The 21,730-nt window shown below is 63.9% G+C and carries 17 protein-coding genes; 7 read left to right on the top strand and 10 right to left on the bottom strand.

Annotation, left to right across the window (positions count from 1 at the left end):
• Positions 1 to 227: 227 nt before the first annotated feature.
• Positions 228 to 1,523, bottom strand: a complete 1,296-nt coding sequence (locus tag FJ988_RS22380) for a lipopolysaccharide biosynthesis protein (protein WP_140820518.1) — start codon at positions 1,521 to 1,523, stop codon at positions 228 to 230.
• 199 nt (positions 1,524 to 1,722) lie between these two features.
• Here FJ988_RS22380 and FJ988_RS22375 point away from each other — a divergent pair, with 199 nt between their 5' ends.
• From FJ988_RS22375 to FJ988_RS22360, 4 genes are all read left to right on the top strand, one after another.
• On the top strand, positions 1,723 to 4,125 hold the full coding sequence (locus FJ988_RS22375; RefSeq protein ID WP_140820517.1) for a GumC family protein: 2,403 nt from the start codon (positions 1,723 to 1,725) through the stop codon (positions 4,123 to 4,125).
• A gap of 203 nt (positions 4,126 to 4,328) precedes the next feature.
• Positions 4,329 to 5,228, top strand: coding sequence for a bifunctional methylenetetrahydrofolate dehydrogenase/methenyltetrahydrofolate cyclohydrolase FolD (gene folD, locus FJ988_RS22370; protein WP_140820516.1), 900 nt, complete (start codon positions 4,329 to 4,331; stop codon positions 5,226 to 5,228).
• Positions 5,229 to 5,245: 17 nt separating this feature from the next.
• Positions 5,246 to 6,244: a GlxA family transcriptional regulator gene (locus FJ988_RS22365; protein ID WP_140820515.1), complete on the top strand. Its 999-nt coding sequence runs from the start codon at positions 5,246 to 5,248 to the stop codon at positions 6,242 to 6,244.
• A gap of 151 nt (positions 6,245 to 6,395) precedes the next feature.
• Positions 6,396 to 8,051: a VWA domain-containing protein gene (locus FJ988_RS22360; protein ID WP_181183632.1), complete on the top strand. Its 1,656-nt coding sequence runs from the start codon at positions 6,396 to 6,398 to the stop codon at positions 8,049 to 8,051.
• Between the two features lie 64 nt (positions 8,052 to 8,115).
• Here the strand turns inward: FJ988_RS22360 and edd are convergent, their stop codons facing one another.
• The 3 genes from edd to zwf all read right to left on the bottom strand — a co-directional run bounded on the left by edd (position 8,116) and on the right by zwf (position 12,168).
• Positions 8,116 to 9,939 (bottom strand): phosphogluconate dehydratase, encoded by a 1,824-nt coding sequence (gene edd, locus FJ988_RS22355; protein ID WP_140820514.1) that lies wholly within the window; start codon positions 9,937 to 9,939, stop codon positions 8,116 to 8,118.
• A gap of 61 nt (positions 9,940 to 10,000) precedes the next feature.
• Positions 10,001 to 10,717: a 6-phosphogluconolactonase gene (gene pgl / locus FJ988_RS22350; RefSeq protein WP_140820513.1), complete on the bottom strand. Its 717-nt coding sequence runs from the start codon at positions 10,715 to 10,717 to the stop codon at positions 10,001 to 10,003.
• Positions 10,699 to 12,168 carry a glucose-6-phosphate dehydrogenase gene (zwf, locus tag FJ988_RS22345; RefSeq protein WP_140820512.1) on the bottom strand — a complete coding sequence of 490 codons (1,470 nt, stop codon included), beginning with the start codon at positions 12,166 to 12,168 and terminating at the stop codon, positions 10,699 to 10,701. The genes pgl and zwf overlap by 19 nt, the downstream gene beginning before the upstream one ends.
• Before the next feature lie 255 nt (positions 12,169 to 12,423).
• On the opposite strand from zwf, the gene FJ988_RS22340 reads away from it, so the two are divergent.
• The gene (locus tag FJ988_RS22340) at positions 12,424 to 13,170 is read left to right on the top strand and encodes an SDR family oxidoreductase (RefSeq protein ID WP_140820538.1); all 747 of its coding nucleotides are present in this window, start codon (positions 12,424 to 12,426) and stop codon (positions 13,168 to 13,170) included.
• 113 nt (positions 13,171 to 13,283) lie between these two features.
• Positions 13,284 to 14,606, top strand: coding sequence for a Mur ligase family protein (locus FJ988_RS22335; protein WP_246688638.1), 1,323 nt, complete (start codon positions 13,284 to 13,286; stop codon positions 14,604 to 14,606).
• Here the strand turns inward: FJ988_RS22335 and FJ988_RS22330 are convergent.
• The 5 genes from FJ988_RS22330 to FJ988_RS22310 all read right to left on the bottom strand — a co-directional run bounded on the left by FJ988_RS22330 (position 14,590) and on the right by FJ988_RS22310 (position 20,442).
• Entirely contained in the window at positions 14,590 to 15,465 is an 876-nt protein-coding gene (locus FJ988_RS22330; protein WP_181183631.1) for an SH3 domain-containing protein, read from the bottom strand. The two genes, FJ988_RS22335 and FJ988_RS22330, sit on opposite strands and share 17 nt — an antisense overlap.
• A gap of 368 nt (positions 15,466 to 15,833) precedes the next feature.
• Positions 15,834 to 17,120 (bottom strand): FAD-binding oxidoreductase, encoded by a 1,287-nt coding sequence (locus FJ988_RS22325; protein WP_140820511.1) that lies wholly within the window; start codon positions 17,118 to 17,120, stop codon positions 15,834 to 15,836.
• Between the two features lie 6 nt (positions 17,121 to 17,126).
• On the bottom strand, positions 17,127 to 18,560 hold the full coding sequence (locus FJ988_RS22320) for a glutamine synthetase family protein (protein WP_140820510.1): 1,434 nt from the start codon (positions 18,558 to 18,560) through the stop codon (positions 17,127 to 17,129).
• A gap of 84 nt (positions 18,561 to 18,644) precedes the next feature.
• On the bottom strand, positions 18,645 to 19,586 hold the full coding sequence (locus tag FJ988_RS22315; protein ID WP_140820509.1) for an ATP-grasp fold amidoligase family protein: 942 nt from the start codon (positions 19,584 to 19,586) through the stop codon (positions 18,645 to 18,647).
• A 37-nt stretch (positions 19,587 to 19,623) separates the two neighbouring features.
• Positions 19,624 to 20,442, bottom strand: a complete 819-nt coding sequence (locus FJ988_RS22310; RefSeq protein WP_140820508.1) for a hypothetical protein — start codon at positions 20,440 to 20,442, stop codon at positions 19,624 to 19,626.
• 85 nt (positions 20,443 to 20,527) lie between these two features.
• Between FJ988_RS22310 and FJ988_RS22305 the strand changes: the two genes are divergently transcribed.
• Positions 20,528 to 21,235, top strand: a complete 708-nt coding sequence (locus FJ988_RS22305; RefSeq protein WP_140820507.1) for an HAD family hydrolase — start codon at positions 20,528 to 20,530, stop codon at positions 21,233 to 21,235.
• Between the two features lie 29 nt (positions 21,236 to 21,264).
• On the opposite strand, the gene FJ988_RS22300 is transcribed toward FJ988_RS22305, so the two are convergent.
• On the bottom strand, positions 21,265 to 21,720 hold the full coding sequence (locus FJ988_RS22300) for a response regulator (protein ID WP_246688637.1): 456 nt from the start codon (positions 21,718 to 21,720) through the stop codon (positions 21,265 to 21,267).
• Positions 21,721 to 21,730: the final 10 nt, after the last annotated feature.

Here is a 21,730-nt window from a genome sequence, read left to right as displayed (position 1 = left end):
AAGGAGCGAAGCGACGCGCGCAGACCCTGGAATCCATGCCGTTACTTCGAAGCTGCTCCGCTGCGCTCCACCGTCAAGGTCACGGAATGGATTCCAGGGTCTTCGCGACGGAGCTTCGCTCCTGCTCCGCCCTGGAATGACGACCTCGAATGCTTCGCTCCGATCCCAAACGTTTGCAATGGTCCGCCCTGTCAAACGAACGGCAACTCTGGTTGCCAATAGGCACGCTAAATCGCCTTCGCCGGCCTGCGCATCGCCGAATAGGTCAGCAGCATCGAGGCGAGGTAGAGCAGCAGAAAGACGATGTTGAGCGACAGCACCAGATTGGACGTGTCGGGGATCGTCGTCAGCACATAGGTCAAAAGCACCGCCTTCAGGCCCGCGAGCAGGCCGAGATTGATTGCTCTGACCGCCGTCTGGCCGCGCGCGAACAGAAGCTCGGCCTGGTATTCGACGAGGTTTCGCAGGCCGGGCACGCAGACCGCGAGCGCGACCAGCGGTGCCGCCTCGGCGACGTTCTTGCCCAGCGCGTTGGGGAAGAAATGTAAAACGACGCCTAGCGACACCAGCGCTACCGTCGAAACCACGAACACGCCGCCTTCGATGCCGCTTTTCACCGCCAGCCGCGACAGAAGTTCCGGCGCGCGCATCATGCGCTGCACCAGCATCATCGAGAAGGTGCGGATCGGGATCGCGGTGAGGTCCACCAGCCGCATGATGATGGCGTAGATGCCGGCAAGGTGCGCGCCGCCGATCGACAGCACCAGGAGCTTGTCGAACTCCATCTGCAGGTAGAACAGCACCTCGGATCCGGCGACATAGAGGGAATCGGCAAGCCGCCGGAAATAGAGCTCGGTGCGTAGCCGCAGGCGTTGGCGCGGATAGAAGAAGAGGAAGGCGACGATCAGCGAGGCGGCGTTGGCGCCGATATAGAACAGCGACCAGACGCCGATCGTGCGCTGCGCGGCGAACATGAACAGCACCGCGCCCACGGCCCTCAGCGCCGTCGCCAGGATCGCCAGCACGGCGGCGCGGCCGAACTTGCCGAGGCCGTTGTTGACGATCAGCACCACCTCGACCGGCCGCCACAACAGCGCCTCGGCGAAGACGACCGCGGCAAAGGCCGACAAGGGCACGGTGCCGGCAAAGAAGATCAGGTAGACGAGGTAGGCCGCGCCGGCCAGGAACGGCAGCGACAAGACCCCGAGATAGAGGAAGCCCGCGGTGAATGTGCCGATCAGGTTCGGGCGGATCGTGGCGGTGCGGTAGAGCGCCGAGATGAAGCCGAAGGCGAGGATACGCGACAGCATGATGCCGGCGGCCGAGGCGGTGGCGAACATGCCGAATTCGGCGATCGACAGCGTGTTGGCCAAAGCGACGAAATAGGCGAGCGAGAACACCAGCCGGCCGCCGGCGCCGCTGATCGCCGAGAAATAGTCGAGCACCAGCTTGCGCCGGCTGGCCACGAAGTGGCCGATCCGCGCGAAGCTCCGCCTTTGCGGTATGTCGCTGGCCTGGGTCATGTCCGGGCCGATAGATAGGCGTGAAAGTTTAACGCGCCGTTTGGGGACCCATCGGAAATGCCGAAAACGCCGCGTTGACGGCGAGAAACCCTGCCTGCCGGAGCGCAAAATTAACCTTTTGTTTCCTATGCCTGTTTAGCCTGACTTAACGATTGGCCAACCGCCGCTCCCAGGCCGCCAGAGAGTAATTTCAGAGACAATGGTCGACAGGGACAACCGCGATGATTGGAGGCGTGAGCGCTCTTTGCTCGCGCTCGGCCAGGCCGTGCGCGGCGAAGACAACACCGTCCCGATCGGTGAGCGGGCCAACGCTTCATGGCGCGAGGACGCCGCCGCGCGCCATCGCGCCGCGCGCTTCGACCGCGAGGCCAAGTCAAGTCCGCGGCCGGCAGAAGCCGACGAGCCCAGTCGCGTTCGCTCCTCGGCGTCCGCAAGTCCAACCGACGACGAGTGGCATAAGACAGATCGCCACGGCGCTACGGGGCAGGACGATGCAGGCCAGGCCCCGGATCATCAATTTGCGCTCGGGTCTCGCGCTGCGAGGCAGCCGCCCGCTGGGGGAGATTCCGATTCACAGGAATGGAAGCCACTGATCAATCCAGCGCAGGTGATTGGCGGCATTGCACGATCCAGGGCGCTGATCCTGTCCACCACGATCTTGGGTGCCGTGCTCGGCATCGCGATCGCGCTGTCGACGCCGAAGAAATACGAGGCGACGACTGAGCTGACCATCGAGCCTGGTGATCTGAAGCTTTCCGACCGCGATCTCACCCAATCGGTGGGGCAGCCCGATGCCGCCTTGGCCGTCGTCGAAACCCGCATCAAGATGGCGACGTCCGGCAAGGTCCTCGATGAAGTCGTCAAGGAGCTCAATCTCGTCAACGATCCGGAATTCAACGGGCAGGGCTCCGGCCGACTGGGCGTCATGTCATTACTGCGTTCGATGCTGTCCCGAAATGACGAGCCGGCTGGCAAGGGCGAGGTGCGCCGCCAGGCGTTGGCCGTCGGTAACCTCGCCGAGAGCCTGTCGGTCGAGCGCACCGGCAAGACCTTCGTCATCTCCATCAGCGCCACCACGCAGAGTGGCGAGAAGTCGGCGCTGATTGCCAACACCACCAGAGATGTCTTTCAGCGCGAGATCGGTCAATACCAGTCCGATATGGCCGAGCGGGCGACGAGCGCATTGACATCCAAACTCGACGAACTGCGCAAAGGCGTTGAGAAGGCGGAGCGTAACGTCGAGGATTTCAGGGCCACGCACGATCTCGTCGACGCGCAGGGCCGCCTGATCAGCGACGACCAGATGCTGAAGCTCAACGAGCAGCTATCGGTGACGCGTGGCCGCACGCTTGAGCTCAACGCGCGTGCGGCCTCCGCGCGCTCGCTGGACGTCAACTCTGTCCTCAACGGCACGTTGCCGGAAGAGATCAACTCCAACATGATGAGCGAGTTGCGCTCGCAATACGCGGCGTTGAAGCAGGAGGCGGATCGTGCCGCCATCAAGTTCGGCCCGCGCCATCCGGAACTCCAGGCGCTCAATGCCCAGCTTGTCGGTGCGCGCGAGCGCATCAGCGCTGAATTGCAGCGCATCGCGGCGTCGCTGCAGGTCGATCTAAAACGCTCGATCCAGCTCGAGCAGGATCTGTCGTCGCGTTTGGCGCAGGCCAAGGTGCAGAGTGGCGACGTCAACAACAATCTTGTGTCGTTGCGTGAGTTGGAGCGCGAGGCAGCCGCCAAGCGTTCGGTGTATGAGCAGTACCTTTTGCGCGCCAAGGAGACCAGCGAGCAGAAGGACGTCAACTCCGCCAACATCAACACGATCACTCCTGCGCAACCTCCCCTGGAAGCCAAGGGCCCGTCGCGCGCCGTGATGGCCTTGGCGGGCCTCTTTGCGGGCCTGTTCGCCGGCATAGGCCTCGGCGCGCTGCGCGGCATCTATGCCAGCCTGCGCGAGACGGTCGATGCGCGTTCGCGCCGAGGTGGCACAGAAGGGCGTCCGAAGCCCGTGGAGGACAGGCCCTACCGTGCAGCTCCGCCGCCGCTGCAGGCGCCTCTCGCTGCACCGCCGCCGGTTGCGCCTGCTGCCCCGCCGCCGACCACAGTTGCACGGCCGGCAGCGGCAGCCAGGCCGACGTCGCCAGTGCGAACCGCCGCTGCGGTTTCGCCGGTTGCTCCACTCCCGGCCACACCAGCCATGCCCCCCGCGGCGCCGGCCAATGATGCTAGCCGTCCAGGATTGTTGGGCGCGCTTGCTTCATCCTTGCGCTACTTCGTGCGGCGCGACTCCGAGGACATGGTCGCTGCCGACTCTGTTCCACCCGAAAGCGCTTGGCAGGCGCCAAACCGCGAGGCTCGCTACACTGAGCCGGTCGCGCCAGCGCAGCAAGGCTTTCATCCGCCGCCTGCCAGCAGCTATGCCTACCCGTCGAATGATGCCCGGCCAGATCCTTACGCGCGGCCAGCCCCTTACGAAGAGCCGTACGCGCACACGTCTCCGGCCGACCAGCAGGATCAGATCGACGAAATCCGCGCCAGCCTGCGCGAATTCCGCGAGGCGGTGCGCGACCTGACCGAAAGCCGCACGCGCCGCCGCTATTTCTAGACCATCCGGTTCCGAGAAATGCCGATGCTTTCGGGTTTACGGCATCCGACGACGCTTTGACGGGATTGCCCGGCCGAATTTTCGTGAAAATGCCGCGCTGCATTGGTGCGTCCGCGCCTAGCGTTGGGCTAATCGAGATTGATGACTGAAGGATCGACGTCCACGAGGATTTGTGGTCGGCAGAACCGTGATTGAGGTGAGTGATGGCCGAAGTGATTGACGGAAAGAGCGTTGCCGAGGACGTGGTTTCCAAGGTGAAGGCGCTGACATCGGAACTGGTAGCCAAAGGAGCCACCAAGCCCGGCCTCGCCGTGGTGATCGTCGGTGAAGACCCTGCCAGCCAGGTCTACGTCGCTTCGAAATCGCGCACCGCCAAGGAATGCGGTTTCCATTCGCTGCAGCACACGCTGCCGGCCGACACCAGCGAGGCGCAACTGCTCAAGATCATCGACGACCTCAACGCTGATGCCTCGATCCACGGCATCCTGGTGCAGCTGCCGCTGCCCGGCCACATCGACGCCGGCAAGGTCATCCAGACCATCGCGCCCGAAAAGGATGTCGACGGCTTCCACTTCATCAATGTCGGCAAGCTCGGCACCGGCGAGCTCGAAACCGCCTTCGTGCCCTGCACGCCGGCTGGCTCCATGCTTCTGATCGAGCGCGTCCGCGGCAAGGATCTGTCCGGCCTCAACGCCGTCGTCGTCGGCCGTTCCAACATCGTCGGCAAGCCGATGGCCAACCTTTTGCTTGCGGCAAACTGCACCGTCACTATCGCGCACAGCCGCACCAAGGACCTGCCGGCGCTGGCCCGTACCGCCGACATCCTGGTCGCCGCCGTCGGCCGCCCGGAAATGGTTAAGGGCGATTGGGTGAAGCCCGGCGCGACCGTCATCGATGTGGGGATCAACCGCATTCCCGCGCCGGAGAAGGGCGAAGGCAAGTCGCGGCTGGTCGGCGACGTCGCCTATGCCGAGGCGGCCAAGGTCGCCGGCGCCATCACGCCGGTGCCAGGCGGCGTCGGCCCGATGACCATTGCCATGCTGATGGCGAACACTGTAGCTTCCGCCTACCTCGCGGCCGGGATGAAGCGGCCGTCCTTCTGACGCGGAAAGCAACGTAGTTGCCGAACCATTCCCTTCCTATCGAGCGGCCGGTCACCAGCGATCCCGTTCAGGGCGGCCGTCAGTTCGGCTTCCTTCTGGTGGACAAGTTCTCGATGTTCTCGCTGGCCGCGGCCATCGATTGCTTCCGCTCGGCCAACCGCCTGCTCGGCCGCGATTTTTACGGCTGGACGACGATCTCGGCCGATGGCGACGCGGTCATGGCCTCCAACGGCCTGCCGCTAAAGATCGACTACTCGGTTGCCGACATGCCGCCGGTCGACATCCTGTTCGTCTCGGTCGGCCTCTCCATCGAGTTCCCCGGCAAGAGCAAGGTGCTGGCGGCGCTGCGCAGCTGGGGCCGCCGCGGCAACGCGCTCGGCGCGCTCTCGGTCGGCTCCTATCTGTTGGCCGAGGCCGGACAGCTGGACGGCTATCGCTGCACCATCCACTGGGAAAACCGCGCCGGCTTCATGGAGCGTTTTCCCGATATCAACTGCACCGGAAACGTTTTCGAGATCGACCGCAAGCGCTACACCTGCGCCGGCGGCACCACCTCGATCGACCTGATGCTGGAGATCGTGCGCGGCGATTTCGGCTCCAACCTCGCCAATGGCGTCGCCAACCAGTTCCAGCATGAACGCATCCGCTCGGCCGGCGACCGTCAGCGCGTCGGGCCCGAGCGCGACCTCACCGGCAAGTCGGAGAAGCTCAGGCGTATCGTCGAATTGATGGCCGACCATCTCGACGAACCGCTGTCGGCGGTGCAACTCGCCAAATCGGCGGGGCTTTCCGTGCGCCAGGTCGAGCGCCTCTTTCTGCGCCACCTCAGCGTCACGCCCGGCCGCTACTATATGCGGCTGAGGCTCGAGCGGGCGCGCGAATTGCTGCGCCAGACCAACATGCCGATCCTCGACGTGGCGATCGCCACCGGCTTCACTTCGCACTCCTATTTCGCGCAGAGCTACCGCCTGCAGTTCGGCCGCCCGCCTTCTGAAGAGCGCCGGACCACTTACTGACCGCTGTCAGGCGATCGAACCGAGCAGCGCCGACTGCCACAAAACCGCCGCGCAATTTTTGCGCGACATGCATCGGCTTTTGCAGCTTGTCTCCGCGGGCCACCTAAAATAGCTTGCCCGGCGCGGACGAGGGATCAATCAGGAGACATCCATGGCGGGACTGATACGGGGCGTCGCTGCGGCGGCAATGCTTTTGTCGATGACGAGTTTTGGCTTTGCGGCCAACAAGGTCATCATCATTCTGGACGCTTCGGGCTCGATGTGGGCCCAGATCGACGGCAAGCCGAAATTGGAAATCGCGCGCGAATCGCTGCGCACGGTGCTGCAGTCGGTCCCAACCGATGACGAGATCGGCTTCATGGCCTATGGCCATCGCACCAAGGGCAGCTGCGACGACATCGAGCTGATCGTGCCGCCGCAGGCGGGTTCGGCAAGCGCGATTTCGGCCGCCGCCGACAGCATGAAATTTTTGGGCAAGACGCCGCTGACGGCAGCCGTCAAGCAGGCTGCCGAAGCGCTGAAATACACCGAGGACAAGGCGACGGTGGTGCTGATCACCGATGGCCTGGAAACCTGCGGCGGCGACCCCTGCGCGCTCGGCAAGGAGCTGAAGGAAACCGGCGTAGACTTCAAGGCCGATGTCGTCGGCTTCGGGCTCAGCGCCGACGAGGGCAAGCAGATCGCCTGCCTCGCCGAGAACACCGGCGGCAAATACATCCAGGCGTCTGACGAGAAAGCGCTGCAGGAAGCCCTGGTCGAGACCGTGGCGGCTCCGGCGCCAGCCCCTGAACCGGCACCGGCCCCCGCGCCGGCGCCGGCGGCAGCCGAAGTCGACTACAACCTCATCCCGCAAGCGTTCCTGAAAGAGGGCGGCGAGGTGCCGAAGATCGACGTTTACTATGAAGTCTTCAAGGATGATGCCAAGGGGGACAGCGGCGAACACGTCGATTCCGGCTATAACGTCGTCAAGTTCCATCTTGCTGCCGGCAACTACATCGTCGTCGCCTCGAGTGGCGCCGCCAAGGCCGAGCAGAAGGTCTCTCTGACGGCTGACAAGGCAACGGAGCTGGCGCTCAACCTGAACGCCGCGCAGGTCTCCATCCATGCGCGGCCGGCGCCTGGGGCCGATGTCGACCGCAATGCGCAGATCAGCATCGCCTATCCTGGCGGCACGTCGGACAGCAACTATGGCGAGGTCAAGTATGTCGTTCCGTCCGGCGAGACCAAGGTCACCGTGAAGCTGGGAGCCGGCGAGGTGAGCGAGACGTTGCAGCTTGCCGCCGGCCAGGTCGTCGACAAGGACATGATCGTCGGCGTCGGCAAGGCCAAGGCCAATGCCTTCTACACCCAGGGTGGCGAAAAGGCCGGCACCGACGTGTCCTGGAAGGTCTACAAGGCGGCCAAGAAGCTCGATGGCACCCGCGACCAGGTCACTTACGCCTATGGCCCCGACAGCCAGTTCGACCTGCCGCCCGGTGATTATGTGATGGGTGTCGATGTGCAGGCCGTGTCGACTGAGCAGCCGTTCAGCGTCACGGTCGGGCAGATGACCGATGTCAACGTGACGCTGAACGCGGGCGTGCTGGCTGTCGACGCACCCGGCGCCGACGGCTTCAAGATCTTCGAGGCCAAGAAGAACATCCAGGGCGAGCGCAAGCAGGTGACCTACGCCTATGGCGAAAAGATGCAGACCACGCTTGCGGCCGGCGACTATGTGCTGGTGACCAACTTCACCACCGACAAGGCCGACAAGGAAGCGCCTTTCACGATCAAGGCCGGCGAGCGCAACGAACTCACTGTCCAGTAGGCGCTGCGATCAGGACAAACAGAAAGGGCGGCCCTGGGCCGCCCTTTTCATTGAAGGCGGTTAGTCAGGCGTTTCCGAACGCCGCCGCCCCGTGGTCGGCGCGGCCGACCAGTTGCCGGAAGCCGGCGAACAGTTCGCGGCCGAAGCCGAACTCGTTGCCTATCAGGTCGGCGTCCGCGGTCCGACGCAGCGCGAATTCCGTTCCCGGCACCAGCACTTCCAGCGTCCCGGCATCGGCGTCGAGGCGGATGACGTCGCCGTCATGGATCCTGGCGATCGGTCCGTCCTCGACCGCTTCCGGCGTCACATGGATCGCCGCGGGCACCTTGCCGGAGGCACCCGACATGCGACCGTCCGTCACCAGCGCGACGCGCTGGCCGCGATCCTGCAGTATGCCGAGCACCGTGGTCAGCTTGTGCAGTTCCGGCATGCCGTTGGCCTTAGGCCCCTGGAAGCGGATGACGGCGATGAAGTCTCCCGTCAGCGTTCCGGCCTTGAAAGCGTCGTTCAGCCCCTGCTGGCTGTCGAACACTTTCGCCGGCGCCTCGATGATGCGCCGCTCGGGCTTCACGGCGGACGTCTTGATCACGGCATGGCCGAGATTGCCGCCGAGCACCTTCAGCCCGCCGGTCGGCTGGAACGCCTTCCTCACCGGCGCCAGGACCTTCTCGTCGCCACTCACCGGTGGCGCCGCCTCGCGCACCACGCTGCCGTCGTCGCCGAGCCTGGCTTCGACCGCATAGGGCCGCAGGCCTTCGCCCCAGACCGTCTGCACATCCTCATGCAGCAGGCCTTCGTCGAGCAACTCGCGGATCAGGAACCCGAGCCCGCCGGCGGCGTGGAAATGGTTCACGTCGGCAAGCCCGTTCGGATAGACGCGCGCGAGCAGCGGTACCGCCTCCGACAGGTCCGAAATGTCCTGCCAGGTCAGCGCGATGCCGGCGGCGGCGGCCATCGCAATGAGATGGATGGTGTGGTTGGTCGAGCCGCCTGTGGCATGCAGGCCGACAACGCCGTTGACGATAGAACGCTCGTCGATCATGCGCCCAACTGGCGTATAGGCATTGCCGAGTGCGGTGATCGCCAGCGCCCGTTTCGCCGCTTCCCGGGTCAGGGCGTCGCGCAATGGCGTGCCCGGATTGACGAAGGAGGCACCAGGCGTATGCAGGCCCATGATCTCCATCAGCATCTGGTTGGAGTTGGCGGTGCCGTAGAAGGTGCACGTGCCCGGCCCGTGATAGGATTTGGACTCCGCCTCCAGCAATTCGGCGCGGCCGACCTTGCCCTCGGCATAAAGCTGGCGGACCTTGGCCTTCTCGTCATTGGCGAGGCCCGTCGTCATCGGCCCTGCCGGAACGAACACCGCCGGCAGGTGGCCGAAGGTGAGCGCGCCGATCACCAGTCCGGGCACGATCTTGTCGCAGACGCCGAGGAAAACGGCGGCGTCGAACATGTTGTGCGACAGGCCGATCGCCGCCGCCATGGCGATGACGTCGCGCGAAAACAGCGACAATTCCATCCCGGGCTGGCCTTGGGTGACGCCGTCGCACATCGCCGGCACGCCGCCGGCGACCTGGGCGATGCCGCCCGCTTCACGCGCGGCTTCCTTGATCAGCGCCGGGAAGGTCTCGAAGGGCTGATGCGCCGACAACATGTCGTTGTAGGAGGTGATGATGCCGAGGTTCGGCACGCGGTCGCCGCCGAGCGCGATCTTTTCCGAAGGGCTGCACACGGCAAAGCCGTGCGCGAGGTTGCCGCAACCCAGCACCGCCCGGTTGGCGGTGTTGCTGGACGCTCCGGCGATGCGGCCGAGATAGGCTTCGCGGCCGGCTTTCGAGCGTTGGCGGATGCGTTCCGTGATGGCTTCGATGTCGCGTCTGGCTGTCATGGTCCGTCCTTTCAAACCCAGCAGGCGTCCTCCCGGCGCCATCAGGGCCGTCATGTTGCAATCAGGGTGCCCAGAATACCTCTACTGGTATCGGCGCCGCCTCGATCACCCTGCGAATGGGCTTTTCCGCGCCAGGCCCCAACGCAGCGTCGAATGCCGTGCGCTTGTCCTCGCTCTCGATATGCAGCGCGATGAAGCCGGCGGCGACGATGCGCGCCATCGACAGCGTCAGCCGTGGCTCGCCGCCGCTCGCCGCATGCACCGGAATGACGATCCGTTGCGAGGCTGGGTCGAGCAGTTCGTCGAGATTGCCGGCATCCGGGAAGAACGAGGCGGTATGGCCGTCGCCGCCCATGCCGAGGATCACCACGTCGAGCGGCCAGGGCAGCGACCGCAGCGCCTCGCTGTCGCTAGCCGCCGCCGCCTCGATGCTTTCGGCCTCATGGTAGAGCGGCACGAAGCGCGCCGCCTTGGCCTGGTTCTGCAAAAGGTTGGCCGCCACCAGCCCGGCATTGGAGCGTGGCGAGGAAGGCGGCACGAAACGCTCGTCGACCAGCGTCACGATCACCTTGTCCCAGGCGATCGGGATGGCCGAGAGTGCCGCGAAGAATTTCGCCGGCGTCGTGCCGCCGGAGACGGCGAGCAGGGCGGTTCCGCGGTCGGCGATCGCCTTGGTCAGCCGTCCGGCGACGTGGCCGGCAAGCGCTGCCGCCAACTCCGGGCGGTCGGCGAAGCCGTTCCAGGCGAAGCGGGGCTCGCTCAATTGCTCTCGTGCCATGTCCGTCCGTCACGTTCGATGAGCGCGATCGAGGCCGACGGTCCCCAGGTGCCGGCCGTGTAACCCTGCGCCTCCTGCCTGGCGCTCTCCCAGGCGTTCTGGATCGGGTCGATCCATTTCCACGCCGCTTCCACTTCGTCGCGGCGCATGAACAGCGTCTGGTTGCCGCGCACCACATCCATGATCAGCCGCTCATAGGCATCCGGCGCACGTCCGTCGAAGGATTGCGCGAAGCTCATGTCGAGCGAGATCTGGCGCAGCCGCATGCCGCCCGGGCCCGGATCCTTGATCATGATGAACTGCTTGACGCCTTCGTCGGGCTGCAGCCGGATCACCAGCTGGTTGGCGAAGATCGGCCCCGCGCTGTCGTCGAAGATAGAAAACGGAATCGGCTTGAACTCGATGACGATCTCCGAAACCCGGCTCGCCAGCCTCTTGCCGGTCCTGAGATAGAACGGAACGCCGGCCCAGCGCCAGTTGCCGATCTCGGCCCTGATGGCGACAAAGGTCTCGGTGGTGCTGTCCTTGCCGAGCTCCTCGACATAGCCCTTGACCGGACCGCCGGCGGAAGCGCCGGCGCGATACTGGCCGCGCACCGTGTGCTTTGGCGCTTCGTTGCCGTTGATGCGCTTGAGTGCCCTGAGCACCTTGAGCTTCTCGTCGCGCACGGCGTCGGCGTCCATCGAGGACGGCGTTTCCATGGCCACAAGGCAGAGTAGCTGCAGCATGTGGTTCTGCACCATGTCGCGGAGCGCACCGGCCTTGTCGTAATAGGTGACGCGGTCTTCCAGGCCGACGGTTTCGGCCACCGTGATCTGCACATGGTCGATATGAGCCGAGTTCCACAACGGCTCGTAAAGCGCGTTGGCGAAGCGCAGCGCCATCAGGTTCTGCACAGTCTCCTTGCCGAGATAGTGGTCGATGCGGAAGATCTGGCTTTCTTGGAAATCGTCGCCGACCGCATCATTGAGCGCGCGCGCCGAGGTCAGGTCGCGGCCGATCGGCTTTTCCAGCACGATGCGCGAGTTCGGCGTGATCAGCTTGTGCTGCTTCAACTGGTGCGAAATGTCGCCGAACAGCGCCGGCGCCACCGCGAGGTAGAAGGCGCGGACGCAGTCGCTATCGCCGATCGCCTTCTTCAGCTTGTCGAAGCCGGCGCCGGTCGTAGCATCGGCCGAGACATAGGAAAGCCTGGCCAGGAAGGTTTCGAGTTCCTTCTGGTCGATGTCGGCCGGCTGGACGTGGTCGGAGATCGCCTGCCTGGCAAAGGCCTGGAATTCGGCGTCGCTCATCTTGGCGCGCGATGTGCCGATGATGCGCGTCGGTTCGGAGAACTGATGGTCGCGCTGGCGATGATAGAGCGACGGCAGAAGCTTGCGCTCCGACAGGTCGCCGGTGCCGCCGAAGATGATGAAGTCGAAAGGGTCGACGGGGATGATCTGGCTGGTCATGGTCTGTCCGATTTGATGCCGGTCACCGGCAGCGTGGGTGGTATATTCTAATCGATTTAAATTTTCCAGTGCCATGGTGTCACATGTGAGGACCAATCGCTTGCACTTGCATCGGTCCACCTATCTCCCTGACACTCGCGCCAACGACGGGCTGTCGGCCAGCGACGGGCCCACGGAAGCGTTCGCGCTCGCAGCATAGAACGTGAATGTGACGAAAGCTAAGGGAGATATCTCGGTCCAATGAGCGGGAAAAACATGCGTCTGGAAGGAAAGGTCGCCATCATAACGGGAGCGGCGTCGGGTTTCGGCGAAGGCATGGCGAAGCGCTTCGCCGAGGAAGGCGCGCGCGTCGTCGTCGCCGACCTCAATGTCAGGGGCGCCGAGCGGGTCGCCAAGGAGATCGGCGCCAACGCGATCTGGACCCAGACCGACGTGTCGCTGCGCTCGGAATTCGACGAGATGGTCTATGCCGCCGAGAGCGCCTTCGGTCGCATCGACATCATGGTCAACAATGCGGGGTACACGCACCGCAACGGCGACTTGCTCGGCGTCGACGAAGAGACTTTCGATCTGATCACCGCCGTCAACATGAAGGCGATCTACCATGCAGCGCTTGCGGTCGTGCCGATCATGGATCGGCAGGGCGGCGGCGTCATCCTGACGACGGCCTCGACGGCCGGGCTCAGGCCGCGCCCGGGCCTGACCTGGTACAATGCCTCGAAGGGCTGGGCGATCACCGCCACCAAGTCGATGGCGGTCGAACTGGCGCCGAAGAACATCCGCGTCAACTGCCTGTGCCCGGTCGCCGGCGAGACCGGCATGCTGGAAAAATTCATGGGCGCCGACACGCCCGAGATCCGCGAGAAATTCCGCGCCTCGATCCCGCTCGGCCGGCTTTCGACGCCGCTCGACATCGCCAACGCGGCGCTCTGGCTGGCCTCGGACGAGGCCGCCTTCATCACCGGCGTCGCGCTGGAGGTCGATGGCGGGCGCTGTATTTGAGCGGCTGACATCGGGGCTTTCCGTTCCTGCGTGCAGTTGATGCTGTTAGGCCCATTGCCGGTTTGACTTGATGGTCCGTGGAAAGGATAACGGGTCGGGGGAAGGGGAAGCTTTTGGTTGGTAAAGTCGTGCTGCGCGACATTCGCAACGATGTGGGCTGGCGTTTGCGCCGGTATCGGGCAGAACGCGCGCGTGCGCGGAGCAAGGCTACTTTCATCGGCATAACCGGCAGCTCTGGCAAATCGACTGCAACGAGCTTGCTTGGGCATATTCTGGCCGGCCACGGCACGGTCTACACTCAGGTCCTGGCTAATACGTTCAAGGCACTTGTCCGTGCGCTTTACAAGCGGATGAATCGCGCGGGCAAGCTCGATTATGTCGTCTTCGAGGCCGGCGCTTTTGAACCCGGCTCGATCCGAGGCATGGCGGAGATGCTGAAGCCGGACGTCTCGATCGTGACGATGGTCAGGCTGGAGCATGTGGGCAAGTTCAGGACGCCGGACGCTGTGGCGCAGGAAAAGCGGGCGCTGGTCGATGCGCTGAGGTCCGACGGAATTGCGGTGCTCAATTGCGACGATCCGTTCGTGCTCGGCATGGCGTCCGGCGTGAAATGCCGGATTGCGACCTTCGGCCAGGCTGACAATGCAGACTACCGGGTCAGCGATGTTCATGCCGCATATCCCGAACTGCTGCGATTCTCGCTGCATTGGCGCGGTGGGGCACTGGACGTCCATGCACCGTTTCCAGGCGAGCAGTTCTGGCTGCCCACGGCGGCGGCGATCGCAACGGCGTTGGAGCTAGGTGTCCCGCCAGAGAAAGTTGCGGCAAGACTGGCTTCGTTCGAGCCATTGCCGAACCGCTGCAAGGTGCTGACGGTCGATAGCGGTCCGCAATTCATCGTCGACACGGCCAAGGCGCCCTGGCATTCGATCGGTATCACCCTGGATATGATGAGGAAGGCCAGCACGGCGCGCAAGCGCATCGTGCTCGGACAGATCTCCGACTATTTGGGATCGTCGAGGAAGTATGGCACTGCATATGGGATTGCGCGCGATATCGCCGACGAGGTCATCTATACCGGTGATAACGCCCATCGCTCACGCGCCAGCAAGGCTGACCATGACAGTGGGCGTTTCCTCGAACTTCGTACCCCGAAGGAAGTTTCCGATCATATCAAGCAGACCGCTGTCCCCGGAGAACTGATCCTGCTGAAGAGCTCGTCCAACCTTCATCTGGAGAGGGTGGCGCTTGCCTGGACGCACGACGTCAGATGCTGGATTCCCTCATGCGGCAAGAAAGAGAGTTGCCAGGACTGCGGCCTGTACGAAGTGCCGTTCGAGGAACATGGATCCTTCCTGGCAATCCGAAAGCTCGAGCGGCGAAAACGCCGCTTTGGACGGCTGCTTGGCGGATTAGGTGTCAGGCGCCGGTCTTGATGTAGCTCTTGTAGATCCAGCCGCGCTTGCCGTTATAGACGATCTCGCACCATTTTTTGCAGCTCAGCACCTGCACCGACGCCTTCGCAGGCACGGTCGTGATGGCGCCGGCGCCCTTCTTCGGGCCTGAGCGCATTGTGACAGCCCGCAGGATGCGTCCGCTGGCCACCGCGCTGGCTTTTTGCGCCTTCGGCTTGGGCGTGTCGGCACTGTCCGCCGCCGGCTGGTCGTCGGGAACGTCGGGCTTGGCTTCGGGGATGGCCGCCGTTTTGGCGCTATCCATCTTGTCTTCAGGCTTCTTCGCATCCGTGGGAGGTGCGAGCTGCGATAGCGCCGTCGATGCGTCGCTCGCGGCGGCGGGCTCGGCAAAGGCCGTATCGGTCGGCTTCTGCTCCGCCGTCGGGTTCGCCGCCTGACCGGATGGGGCCGGCTGCGCCTCGGGTTGACCGGGCTGGGTCTGCGCCCCAGAGGCCGTCCAGCGCGGATTGTTCGAAGCGAGCGCGGCGATGTCGGCCTGGCGCGCGGCGTTTGCCGGCGCTACGGCGTCTGCCTTCTGCGCGGCTTGCGGCGTCGTCGCCACGGTCACAGTGGCCGCCACGGGTGCGATCTTCGTGGTCTTTACCGGAATTGTCGGGACAGTTTGCACCGAGGTGGCGGCGGCCACTTGACGGTCATTGCCTGGCAAGGACAACCACAGCGCCACACCGGCCACGCCAAGCAGCGCGATGGTACCGATGCCGGCAATCACCAGATGCGCGTTCGACTGCATGGACTGCCAGAAAGACGGCCGTACATTGTAGCCGAACTGCATTGTAAAGCGCTGCCGTTCCGGTGCACCGAAACTGAAGGGCTCGTTCACTCAAACCACCTCCAACAAGCGGGCCGATGTTCTTTCGATCATTGCCGCAGAATACTGGCGCTCGATCAGCATCGGTCCCGAAATCATTGCGGACAGGCTCACGACATCCCCGGATAACTGCCCACAATGACATCTTTCGCTGCAGATTATGGCATGAGTAGGCCATCGCGCGAAATTCAATTAAGGATTTCAAACGGTAACGCAACGGAACCAGCCGCAATCGGCAGCTAGTTGCCACCAAGTGTCAGGCGAGATGAGGATGACTTTCTGCCGAGTCGACATAAGATCTAAGTATTTGGCAAGAAGAGGTTTTTTCGGAAGAACGCGTCGCTTTTTGCGGCCCCCGATATCCGCTTCGGGATCATGTTCTAAATCCGGTCGCGCAGTGCGAACCAGTTGAGCGCGAGAAACAGCAGCGGCGTGCGAAAACGGCGGCCGCCAGGGAAAGCCGGGATTTTCAGGTCCTCGATCAGCTTCAGCCGGTCGCGGTTGCCGGCGACCGTTTCGGCGTAGAGCTTGCCGAAGAAGTTGGACAGCATGACGCCGTGGCCGGAATAGCCGCCGATCGAGATTACCCTCGGCATCACCTCGCGCACGAACGGCTTTCTGGGCACCGTGATGCCAACATAGCCGCCCCAGCCATGCGTGATCTCGACATCCTTCAATGCCGGATAGAGCTCGGCGATCTGCCGGCGGATGTGGATATGGATGTCCTTCGGGTCGTTGACCGCATAGACCTCACGGCCGCCGAACAAGAGCCGCCCGTCCTTCGACTTGCGGAAATAGCGCACGACGAAGCGGGAATCGTCGACGGACTCGCCGCCCGGCAGCACCGTGGAGGCAGCGCCGAGCGGCACCGTCGCGCCGATGAAGGAGCCGATCGGCATGATATGCGCCGCGCTAACCGGCTCCAGATTGCCGCCATAGGCGTTGACCGCGATCAGGCATTTCTCGGCGGTAATCGTGCCCTTCGGCGTCGTGACCCTCACCTTGCCTCCGCCGGAGACGATGCCGGTGGACGGCGTCTGCTCGAACAGATGCGCGCCGGCCGCGGCGGCGACCTTTGCAGTGCCGATGACCAGCTTCAGCGGATGGATGTGCCCGGTGCCGGTATCGCGCGCGCCGCCGAAATAGCGCGTCGAGCCAAGCCGCTCCGCCGTTTCCGCCGCATCCATGAAGCTGACATGCGGATAGCCGAAGCGGCTCGCCATGATCTCGGCATGGCGCTTGTAGTCGTCGACATAGCGCGTCTTATGCGCCACCGACAGCTGTCCAGGGATATAGTCGATCTCGATATCGTTGGCGGCGGCGAAGTCGAGCAGATGCGTCTTGGCCTCTTCCGCCAGGTCGAACAGCGCCTTGGCGCGCGTCAGACCGTACTCGGCCTCCAGTTCCTCGGCCCAGGCGCGTTGACCGGTGCCAAGCTGGCCGCCATTGCGCCCCGAGGCGCCGTCACCGAAGCGATGCGCTTCGATGAGGACGACATTGCTCCCGGCCTTTGCGAGATGCGCCGCAGCCGAAAGGCCCGTGAAGCCGCCGCCGATGATGACGACCTCGCATTGGCGATCACCATCAAGCGACGGGTAGTCAGGCCGAGGGCCCGCCGTATCCTCGTACCAGGACCGTCCAGGCGAAATCGGGGATTGATAGGTCATAATGGATCAGACGTTGAGAAGCAGATACTCCCGCTCCCACGGGCTGATCACTTCCATGAAGGTCTCAAATTCGGCGCGCTTGATCGCGGTGTAGGTGGCGGCGAAGGATTTGCCCAATATGGCGCCGAGTTCCGTGTCGTCCTCGAACAGGCCGACGGCCTCCAGCAGGCCGCGCGGCAGGTCGATCTCATCCGCGTTGGCCGTCGTCAGCACTGGCGGCTCCGCCTTGATCTTGTTGTTCATGCCGACCAGCCCGCAGGCGAGCGAGGCCGCCAACGCCAGATAGGGATTGGCGTCGGAAGACGGGATGCGGTTCTCGACACGCCGCGCCGCCGGATCGGAGCGCGGCACGCGGAAGGCGGTGGTGCGATTGTCGTAGCCCCATTTGTTGTTGACCGGCGCCGAGGCCTGCTGCGTCAACCGGCGGTAGGAATTGACGTAGGGCGCAAACATCACCAGTGCGTTCGGCACATGTTTCTGCATGCCGCCGATGAAATGGAAGAACGCATCGGTTTCGGAGCCGTCCTCGGCCGAGAAGATGTTCTTGCCGGTCTTCTTGTCGACCACCGACTGATGGATGTGCATGGCCGAGCCCGGCTGGCCCTGGATCGGCTTGGCCATGAAGGTGGCGTAGATCTCGTGCTTCAGCGCCGCCTCGCGGATGGTGCGCTTGAACATGAACACCTGGTCGGCGAGCTCGATCGGATTGCCGTGGCGCAGGTTGATCTCGAGTTGGCCCGCACCCTCCTCGTGGATCAGCGTATCGATCTCCAGGCCCTGCCGTTCGGAGAAATGGTAGATGTCGTCGATCAGTTCGTCGAACTCGTTGACGCCGGCGATAGAATAGCCGGCGCCGCCGCCGATCGGCCGTCCCGAGCGCCCGACGGGCGGCGTCAGCGGATAATCCGGGTCGGGGTTCTTGCGTACCAGATAGAATTCTATTTCGGGTGCCACCACCGGCTTGAGCCCACGCTCGTCATAGGCGGCCAGCACGCGCTTCAGGACGTTGCGCGGCGTGAACTCGACCGAGCGTCCGTCCTGGTGGACGAGGTCGCAGATCACAGCCGCAGTCGGGTCTTCCTCCCACGGCACGACGGTCAGCGTCGACAGATCGGGGAGCAGCTTCAGGTCGCCGTCATCCTCGGGGTAGTGGAAGCCGTTGCCGTCTTCGGGATAGCCGCCGGAGATCGTCGTCATGAACACCGCCGAGGGCAGCGCCAGCGAGGTGTTGGAAGTGAACTTCTTCGACGGCATCATCTTGCCGCGGGCGACGCCAGCCTGGTCGGGCGTGATGCACTCTATGTCCTCGATGCCGCGCCATTCCAGCCATTCGCTGGCTTCCTTCCAGTTCCTCACGCCGCGTTCGTTCTTCAGGAACGCAGGCGTGCGGGCGCGTCCCCCCCGGCTTGACGGACGGACTTCCTTTTTTTCAGGCGGCATCAATCACCAGATTGTGTTTCGGATGTCGAAGTATAGCCGCGCCCCGCAGGGGAAGGGAAGGGGAGGCGGCTCTCGCCAGCCAGATCACCGCTTTGCCTGGCTGGCGCCTTTCTGGCCGACGGCATCAAGCCAGCGCAGCAGCGCCGCCGCGTAATTCCTGCGCCACCCCTTTTGCGGCTGCGTCAGGAACCAGGACTGGCGTATGTCCCAGCTATCGCCCGCCAGATCCCGCAGTCGGGTATTGATGATGCCCTTTCCAGACAGCGGATAGACCGAGAACTCGGAGAAATAGATCTCGCCGCCGATCTCGTAGAAATCGCAGCGCATGTGGTCGAACGGCGCCGTGAGCCGCTCCGCGATCTCGCGCATACGCAGAAACGATGGCGGCAGATCGATCTTGACCCATTGGCTGCCGCTGCCGTGTGGCACCGGCGCATAATTGCCATCGCGATCGAAGTGGCACTTCAACTCATTGCCTTGGCCATCGCGTCTCGCGGCATAGACGTAGGCCGTCTTCCCGTTCGAGACATGGAATTTGTATTCCAGCGGAACAGGGACGCCATCCTGGATAAGCATCTCCTCGACGAAGATGAGCCTTCTGGCGTCCTTGTAAGCCCATTCGCCGAATTTTCTGCCGTAGCGATGGCGCATCCACCGCGCGGTTCGTCTCAAAAGCTTCGCCCTATCGACGTCACCGTTGCGGACCATCATGTTCCAGCGGCAGCCGTGGTTGGCCTTCACCATGACATTCCCGGCCAGCAGTGCTGGCGGGATCTGTTTGGCGTCATGACCGCTCCACAACACCTTCGCGGTTTTCAGTTCGGGGCAAAGGGCGAGCGCATAGTCCTTGGACGCCAGCTTGTCGCAGGCAGTGACATAGAGGGGGTTGTGATCGAAGATCTTGCGCCAGAGGAACTTGTCGACATAGGAGGCCGGCCTTGCGGGATCGGGAAAGACGCCGCTGTGATCGTAAGTTCTTTTCCAGATCACCGGATGGCGAAGCAGGCACCACGCCGCCGTTGCCATCAAAATCGCACGGTCTGCCAGAGTCACAGCCGACGCCTCAGCTTTTGCCGCCGCGGCCGGCGGCGCCAGACCGGAAACGGACGAAAACGTCACGGGTCATGTTGCGCGATACGTGTGTGCGTCCGACCACCTCCAGACGTGGGTCGAGCGCGTCCTCCGCCCGCTCCGACCACAGGCGGGCCAGCGAATAGGGTTCCCAAAGAACGAGTTGCAGGTCGGGCGGAGCGGTGTCTGCGATGCGCGATACCACCTTCGCCTTGGGCGACACCATACTGGCGATGTAGACCACCTGCGCGGCCCGATAGTCGTAATCGCGCCCGTTGCAATGTTCCGCATGCATCCTTGAATAGCCCAGTTTGGCAGCCAGGACATTCGCCGTCTCGACGGCATCCGGCACGACATCCAGGCCGACTATTTCGGGAACCTCGGTCTGGTCGTGGATCCGGAACATGGTGAAGGGGCGACCGCCGCAGCCGACCATCACGGCACGCTTGCATCGGCTGAAATCGACATGCTCGAAGACCTCGTCAAGGCGCTTATAGGCGTCCTTCGACGACATAACGCCGATGGTCGTTTTCTCCGTCGCTATCTGTCCGAACGAGGTCGGTTCCCGTACGTCTTGGCCCAGCATCTGACTGATTTCGGCGACGTCCTGCGCATGGACCATGTCGATGAAGGCTTGCGTGAGCATGGGCCGATACGAAAACAGCTCCGGATGGTTGCGCAGCAGTTCCTCGCCCGCCTCATGGCCCATGGCCACGCCGATATCGCGAATGCCGTTGATCAGCGCGGTGGGCGTGCGCTCGCGAGCGCTCGCCACGAAGCCTTCCAGCGTGTCTTTCCAGGAATTCAGCATGCACCCCCGCGCTTTGCCGATCTCTAGCTAGCAGTGCCGCGCGAACCCGTCTACACCACCAATTTCCGAGGAGGATGATGCGGCTATGTCGGCTCTTACCACCATCGGCTTCGACGCCGACGACACGCTGTGGCAGAACGAGCAGTTCTTCCGGATGACCGAAAAGCGCTTCGCCGACTTGCTGGCGGGCCATGGCGATCACGCGCATATCGCGGCAGTGCTGCTCGCTGCCGAAAGGCGCAACCTTGCCGTCTACGGCTTCGGCATCAAAGGCTTCACCCTGTCCATGGTCGAGACGGCGATCGAGGTCACCGGGGGCGAGGTGCCCGCTTCGGTCATCGGCGAAATCCTGGCGTTCGGTCGCGAAATGCTTAGCCATCCGATCGAGCCGCTGCCGCACGCGCGAGCAACGGTCGAGGCGCTGGCCGGCGCCTATCGCCTGGTGCTGATCACCAAGGGCGACCTTTTCGACCAGGAGCGCAAGCTGGCGCAGTCGGGCATGGGCGAGCTCTTCGATGCCGTCGAGATCGTCAGCGACAAGAGCACCGCCACCTATGCCCGCATCTTCAGCCGCCATGGCGACGGTCCTCGGCAGAGCCTGATGGTGGGCAACTCGCTCAAATCCGACGTGGTCCCGGCCATCGAGGCGGGCAGCTGGGGCGTCCATGTACCGCATGAATTGACCTGGGCGGTCGAGCATGCCGAGGCGCCGGTGACAGCGCCACGTTTTCGCCAGATCGCTGACCTCAGCGAACTGCCGGCGCTTGTCGAGAGCATTGCCAGGGCGGGCTGAGGACGATCTGTCCACCCCCAGGGGCGCACTCAGCCGCGTCCGAGGTTGACCAGCCGGTCGATCACCGGTTGCAGCCGCTCCGGCGTGATCGGCTTGGCAACCACGGCGTCGACGATGCTCGACAGGCCGAGGCTATCGGGCGTGCCTGTCCTGGCTGAAAGCAGGATCACCGCCGGCAGCGCCTTGGCCGAGGCGCGCCGCAGCGCGTCGATGGCGGACATCAGCCTGTCGCAATCCTTGTTGTCGGGACCACCGTCCAGAACAATGGCGCCGGGCACGATGCCTGCCAAAGCCTTCTCGGCGGTCTCGGGCGACTCCGAGATCGGCCGCAGTCCCGACTGCTCGACGATCTTCGACACCACGACCCGGTTGATCGACGACTTTCCGACGACGAGCACCTTGGAGAAGTCCGCTGGCCTTGCGCCTGTGCGGGCCGCCGGTTTCGCATGTTTTTGGGAGTCGTCGTCAGGGTCGGCGGGACACATCGGTGGGCGG

The sequence above is a fragment of the Mesorhizobium sp. CU3 genome, assembly GCF_006442965.1.
Taxonomy (GTDB): domain Bacteria; phylum Pseudomonadota; class Alphaproteobacteria; order Rhizobiales; family Rhizobiaceae; genus Mesorhizobium.
This window is presented reverse-complemented; position numbering and strand designations above follow the sequence as displayed.

Coding starts and splice junctions, on each gene's coding strand:
- FJ988_RS22380 (WP_140820518.1), bottom strand. CDS start 1,523: ATGACCCAGGCCAGCGACATACCGCAAAGGCGGAGCTTCGCGCGGATC.
- FJ988_RS22375 (WP_140820517.1), top strand. CDS start 1,723: ATGGTCGACAGGGACAACCGCGATGATTGGAGGCGTGAGCGCTCTTTG.
- folD (WP_140820516.1), top strand. CDS start 4,329: ATGGCCGAAGTGATTGACGGAAAGAGCGTTGCCGAGGACGTGGTTTCC.
- FJ988_RS22360 (WP_181183632.1), top strand. CDS start 6,396: ATGGCGGGACTGATACGGGGCGTCGCTGCGGCGGCAATGCTTTTGTCG.
- edd (WP_140820514.1), bottom strand. CDS start 9,939: ATGACAGCCAGACGCGACATCGAAGCCATCACGGAACGCATCCGCCAA.
- pgl (WP_140820513.1), bottom strand. CDS start 10,717: ATGGCACGAGAGCAATTGAGCGAGCCCCGCTTCGCCTGGAACGGCTTC.
- zwf (WP_140820512.1), bottom strand. CDS start 12,168: ATGACCAGCCAGATCATCCCCGTCGACCCTTTCGACTTCATCATCTTC.
- FJ988_RS22340 (WP_140820538.1), top strand. CDS start 12,424: ATGCGTCTGGAAGGAAAGGTCGCCATCATAACGGGAGCGGCGTCGGGT.
- FJ988_RS22325 (WP_140820511.1), bottom strand. CDS start 17,120: ATGACCTATCAATCCCCGATTTCGCCTGGACGGTCCTGGTACGAGGAT.
- FJ988_RS22320 (WP_140820510.1), bottom strand. CDS start 18,560: ATGCCGCCTGAAAAAAAGGAAGTCCGTCCGTCAAGCCGGGGGGGACGC.
- FJ988_RS22315 (WP_140820509.1), bottom strand. CDS start 19,586: ATGGCAACGGCGGCGTGGTGCCTGCTTCGCCATCCGGTGATCTGGAAA.
- FJ988_RS22310 (WP_140820508.1), bottom strand. CDS start 20,442: ATGCTGAATTCCTGGAAAGACACGCTGGAAGGCTTCGTGGCGAGCGCT.
- FJ988_RS22305 (WP_140820507.1), top strand. CDS start 20,528: ATGTCGGCTCTTACCACCATCGGCTTCGACGCCGACGACACGCTGTGG.
- FJ988_RS22300 (WP_246688637.1), bottom strand. CDS start 21,720: ATGTGTCCCGCCGACCCTGACGACGACTCCCAAAAACATGCGAAACCG.